This window comes from Paenibacillus sp. 01T422, assembly GCF_056398785.1.
This window is the reverse complement of the sequence record NZ_JBFTQB010000491.1, coordinates 1-5,352: the sequence shown is the minus strand read 5'-3', so window position 1 is coordinate 5,352 and position 5,352 is coordinate 1. Positions and strand designations below refer to the sequence as shown.

8 protein-coding genes are annotated in these 5,352 nt (G+C 43.1%); 4 read left to right on the top strand and 4 right to left on the bottom strand.

Annotation, left to right across the window (positions count from 1 at the left end; translation table 11 throughout):
- On the top strand, positions 1-888 hold an 888-nt coding region (locus AC1DUA_RS24015; RefSeq protein WP_477502163.1), incomplete at its 5' end, for an NAD(P)/FAD-dependent oxidoreductase.
- 354 nt (positions 889-1,242) lie between these two features.
- On the opposite strand, the gene sda is transcribed toward AC1DUA_RS24015, so the two are convergent.
- Positions 1,243-1,398 carry a sporulation histidine kinase inhibitor Sda gene (gene sda / locus AC1DUA_RS24010; protein WP_477502162.1) on the bottom strand — a complete coding sequence of 52 codons (156 nt, stop codon included), beginning with the start codon at positions 1,396-1,398 and terminating at the stop codon, positions 1,243-1,245.
- A gap of 340 nt (positions 1,399-1,738) precedes the next feature.
- Between sda and AC1DUA_RS24005 the strand changes: the two genes are divergently transcribed.
- Positions 1,739-1,900 (top strand): mechanosensitive ion channel protein MscL, encoded by a 162-nt coding sequence (locus tag AC1DUA_RS24005; RefSeq protein WP_477502161.1) that lies wholly within the window; start codon positions 1,739-1,741, stop codon positions 1,898-1,900.
- Positions 1,901-1,945: 45 nt separating this feature from the next.
- Here the strand turns inward: AC1DUA_RS24005 and AC1DUA_RS24000 are convergent, their stop codons facing one another.
- A complete protein-coding gene (locus AC1DUA_RS24000) occupies positions 1,946-2,626 on the bottom strand; it encodes a glucosaminidase domain-containing protein (protein ID WP_477502160.1) in 681 nt (226 codons plus the stop codon).
- A 149-nt stretch (positions 2,627-2,775) separates the two neighbouring features.
- Here AC1DUA_RS24000 and AC1DUA_RS23995 point away from each other — a divergent pair, with 149 nt between their 5' ends.
- Positions 2,776-3,843 carry a MerR family transcriptional regulator gene (locus AC1DUA_RS23995; RefSeq protein ID WP_477502159.1) on the top strand — a complete coding sequence of 356 codons (1,068 nt, stop codon included), beginning with the start codon at positions 2,776-2,778 and terminating at the stop codon, positions 3,841-3,843.
- A gap of 63 nt (positions 3,844-3,906) precedes the next feature.
- Entirely contained in the window at positions 3,907-4,590 is a 684-nt protein-coding gene (locus AC1DUA_RS23990; protein WP_477502158.1) for a class I SAM-dependent methyltransferase, read from the top strand.
- Between the two features lie 101 nt (positions 4,591-4,691).
- Here AC1DUA_RS23990 and AC1DUA_RS23985 read toward each other — a convergent pair whose 3' ends face one another.
- Entirely contained in the window at positions 4,692-4,973 is a 282-nt protein-coding gene (locus AC1DUA_RS23985; protein WP_477502157.1) for a hypothetical protein, read from the bottom strand.
- Positions 4,974-5,101: 128 nt separating this feature from the next.
- The coding region (locus tag AC1DUA_RS23980) for a HesB/IscA family protein (RefSeq protein WP_477502156.1) at positions 5,102-5,352 on the bottom strand (251 nt) is incomplete at its 5' end.

Below are 5,352 nucleotides of genomic sequence, written 5' to 3'. Positions count from 1 at the left end.
ATTGAAAGCATGCCGCAACTAGGTGGACAGCTTGCCGCGCTTTACCCTGAGAAGTACATTTATGACGTAGCCGGATTCCCGAAAGTAACGGCGCAAGATTTAGTCAATAACTTACTAGCTCAAATGAAACACTTTCCTATAGATGTTTGCCTAGAAGAGAAAGTACATCAAGTGGTTAAGAAAGAAGAGCGTCTCTTCGAAGTCACAACGGACAAAGGTACGCACACTAGCCGCGCCGTTATTATCACAGGCGGAGTTGGTGCATTCGAACCTCGTCGCTTAGAACTTCCTGAAGCAGCGCAATTCGAGAAGAAGAACCTACATTACTTCGTAAGCGATTTGAACGCTTTTGCCGGCCAAAAAGTATTGATCAGCGGTGGCGGCGATTCCGCGGTAGACTGGGCGCTCATGCTGGAGCCAATTGCTGAGAAAGTTACGCTTATCCACCGTCGCGATAAATTCCGTGCTCACGAGCACAGCGTTGAAAACCTGATGAACTCCAAAGTAAACATCGTAACTCCTACAGAAATTACGAAGCTTCAAGGAAGCGATCGTATTGAGCAAGTTACACTGAAAGATATCAAATCGGGCGAAGAAACCGTTCATGATGTCGATGCTGTCGTTGTTAACTTCGGATTCGTATCTTCCCTTGGACCGATCGCTGAGTGGGGCCTTAACATTGAGAATGGTTCCATCGTCGTTGACTCCAGAATGGAAACGAACATTCCGGGAATCTTCGCTGCAGGGGACATCACAACGTATCCAGGCAAATTGAAATTGATTGCTGTCGGCTTCGGCGAAGCACCTACGGCGATTAATAACGCCAAAGTTTATATCGACCCAACAGCCAAGCTTTCACCAGGACACAGCTCAAACTTGAAATTCTAGTCTTAATCTTTCTACATAAAAAGGGGTATTCTATACCTAATCTTCGGATTAGGAGGAATACCCCTTTGTCATCTATATGTCCAGTATGCAATGGCCTGCAGGAATTAACCACCGAATGCCCCGTGTGCTCACATGCAATGTGTGATGGCGGCAGACTAAGCGACTACCTTGGTCCCTACTCCCCATATCGGGAGATTGATGAGTACTCGATGTCCGATTCGGACGGCACGTTGTCGGGTCGTAGTGGTGAATGCCTTCATTTGCTCAATTGCCCCGATTGTATGCACAGTTTAACCATCCAGATACCAAATCTATGAGCATAAACTCTCTTAAATTAAGTAACAGGTAAATCCACTAGTTGAGCGGAGCTTCATCCTTGATGYAGACTTGCAGCTTCAAATTCCGTCTCTGGATTTCGGCGAGCAATAGATCAACAAAATCTGATTCTAATCGCAAATCCAGTGCTTTGTAATAAGAGTCGATCAATGTTTCGTCGCTAATTTGTCTCACTGAAATCACCTTTATTCTATAATTTGTAATTATATTATCATGGGGTTAATAAWAGAACAACTGTTCCGTTATCCACAGAAAGTTGTGTATATCCTGTGGGTAAATTGTTGATATCCCCCCTAAACGGTATGATTGCTTGGGGGATACTGTGTATAAAGTTATACACATGCTAGACTACGCGAATACTGATAAAAAAAATTGATCGCTAGTTTTGTAAAATTCCGCATAATACTTAATATTTCCTTAACGAAGTTCACAAATTTGAAAAGAAATTTTAATCGCCCGTTAATATTCATAGCTTACAATAGTATTAGAAAGTTAATCAAAGGAGAGATAGTCCATGATCGTCTACGATATTGTACTGAATGGTGAAATCAAAGAAACGATTAAACCCAAAAAGAACCGCTTGAAAGAAATCTATTCGTATATGCTAGAGCAAACTAAACTTATGAAAGCCAAATATGGCGACAACGTAAAAATTAAAGGCCGCATCGTGTACTAGGAATAATTCCCCGTCACTTGCGGCTCTTTTTTTCCACTATGCAGCTTAGATGATTCCTTTGCGATGGAGCACAGTCAACAATCGGTAAAAGTCATAGCTTCCGTCATTGGGGGTATCAATAAGACCTGCCTTAACCGCCGCATCAACCGCAGCTTTGGCCCACACAGGCACTTCCTTTAGCGCCGCTTGTCCCTCTAATGCGCTTATCCTGGTCTGTAAGGCAGCAATTTGCGCCTGCAACTGTTCTAACATTTCAACAACCTCCTCATCATATCGCGTTAATCCATTTGTTTGTATCAAATTATTCAGCTTACTTGCGTAAGCGATATCCGTGGCGTATCCACTGTTTTGCAATGCTTGTGTTTGTTCTCCTGGGCTTATGGCATTCCTTACACTAGCATACCGCGGGAACTGAAAGAGGAGATCTTGATCCCGGAAACCTGCCTCAATCGTCGGATACGCGCGGAAATCACTAGGCACATTATCGTAACGTACTCCGTTCACCATCTCCCAAGTCAAGGCGGATACCCTGTCACCTGTCCAATAAGGCGTAATCACGCCGCTGCCAACCTTATAACCAACCAAGTTGTTCCACGCATTCACGTTTCCACCTGTCTCCAGAATCGCCTGCGCAATACGAACTGACGGAAATATCGGAGAATTATCCAAACGAAGTTTGACAGCAATCGGAGCAATCAGCTCGATAAATGCTTGTCTAGTTACCATGCACTCACCCCCTTCTCCTAGTTCAAGCTAGTACTCTTTCAATCTATTTTATTCTTCTATGTGTAAAAGGTTCCCCTTATGAGGATTCAGACCCACTTTACATTTCCCTTAGGTTAAGGTTTAGTAAGGGAAGGAGGGTTGATTTTAGGATGAAAATCAAAGAATTAGCAGAGAAACTTAACATTTCTCCAAGGACCATTCGCTTTTATGAACAAAAAGGGCTGATCTCTCCTCACAAACAGGAGCACAATTTATATCGAACATTTACGGATAAGGAAGTATGGCGGTTACAAACGATTATTTCTCTGAGAGAAGCCGGGATGACGATTGAGGATATTAAAAAAGCATTGCCTCAAGCTGACGATGAGGATACCGAACAACTGCAATATTATTTGGAAATGCAGCGATCGATCATCTTTTCACAGTGGCTGGAGTTAAAACAAATTATTGAAACTACAGATACGATGATCGATCTTTTGAAATATCAACAAACGCTTCCGTTAGACGATATTTTCTTGCTCGCAGAAGGATCCAAACGATTAAGAGAGACCAGAAAAAATTGGAACGATAAATGGAATTTCGACCATCAAGCCTTAACACATGACACCAATGTAGCTAATAATGATAGAGAATATAAGGACTACGAGAAGGCCCTTCAAACTACAGTGGACTGGGTTGCTCCAAAGGCAGGTGAACGAGGGCTCGATATTGGAACAGGAACAGGAAATTTAGCAGGGAAGTTTCTGGATAAAGGCATTCAAATGGCTGGGATCGATCAATCCAAAGAAATGCTGAAGCTTTGTGGACACAAGAATCCGCAGATGGAGCTTAAGCTCGGGAATTTTCTTGCAATTCCATATCTAGATGGACAATTTGATTTCATTGTAACCAGCTTTGCCTTGCACCATATTTCAGATGAACAAAAAATACTAGCTCTGGGCGAGATGCGCCGCGTATTGAAACCGCACGGCCGAATATGCCTCACGGATTTAATGTTCGAGAATGAAGTCCAAAGAGAGCAGTACATAGCTGATTTAGAACGCCAAAGCAGAACTGATGACATCCAGCTAATTCATAATGAGTATTACGCAATGAGCTCTACGCTGCTGGGCTGGTTTGACGAGAATGGTTATATCACGAAACACAAACAACTGAATGAGCTGCTCACTATGGTTTATGCGGTTCCAATCGGTTCCAATCCGCTAAATAAATGTTGACCTTCTCCTTACGTCAATCCTTACGATAGATATGTATCGTTAACCTAAGGAGGAGTTTGAACTATGCCTGATCATGATGCAATTTACAAATCAGAAGCGGAAACTTATGATTTACTCATTTCAAAACAGCCAAGTCTTTATGAGGTTATCGAAAGCATTCAGCCCGTTGAAGGTCTGGATATCTTAGATCTAGGTGCTGGTTCTGGAAGATTGACCCGCTTACTTGCCCCGAAAGCCAAATCTATCTTGGCCGTAGACGCATCAGAAGCCATGTTAAAAGTAACAGCAGATAAGCTTCAAGAAGCCGGCTTACACAACTGGAGCACACAAGTTGCCGACCACAGGGCGCTCCCTGTCCATGATAACAGCTACGATTTAATCGTATCAGGCTGGAGCATCTGCTATTTAGGGAGCTCCGACAATTCTAATTGGCAGGAAAACATCCGCCAGGTCATGACGGAGATAAGGCGAGTTCTTCGCCCTGGCGGTAGCGCTATTATTTTCGAGAATTTCGGAACGGGATCAACCGCCCCCAATCCTCCGAGTTTTTTGCGTGCCTATTACGATTTGCTTGAAAATGAGTACGGAATGTCCCACACGTGGATTCGGACTGATTATCACTTCGACAGCTTAGAAGAGGCTGAGCGGTTGAGTCGATTTTTCTTTGGGGATGATTTAGCCCAGCAAGTTGTCAAGGAGGGTTGGATACAGCTTCCGGAGTGCGCGGGGGTTTGGTGGCTGCGCTAGAAGGAAGAGCGGCGTGTACACAATTACTTCGAGTCATAACTGCATGGTTTGTGGTGGTTGGGGAACTACAGGGCGCTATTCTTAGGTAATTGGCCATTTTCTCATAGTTCCGCTCCACCAGCCAAAACACCTTGTTTTAACCAAAATAGAGGACCATAGTTCCCACTTACGTAAAGGTAAAAAAAAGAAGCAGCAAATTTGCTGCTTCTTGGCTTTATAAATGAAGAAGTCTCAATGCTTCTATACATTAACCGTAAAATGATTCCAGGATACTTTTTACCAATAAGAACGGAAGCGCGCCAATGGAGATAAAAGCATAAAAAAATCCTTGCAGAAAATTTTTGAAAAGTTTCACCAAAATCACTCCCATCTAAAATCGTCAAGTTTGTGAACTTTCTTCAATTATACTCCTTCGCCAGCTAAGTTTTATGAAAATAAGATTAAATCTTTCAAAGCTTGTCCAAAAAAGGGCGCAAAAAAAGAGAGCAGCTATAAGCCGCTCTCATCGTTATTAAGCTTCAACCTTATCATCGCAAGGCTCAGGTGTTCCTTCATAATCCGCTGGTTTGAAGGAAGATCCACAACCACATGATGCTACTGCATTCGGGTTATTGATCGTGAAACCGCCGCCCATGCCTTTGTCTTCAAAGTCAATTTGGACACCGTATAAATACTTGGCGCTTTCTTCATCCACAACCACTTTCACGCCGTGAATCGTAAATTCTTTATCGTCAGACTTTTGATCATCGTCGAAGCCCATAC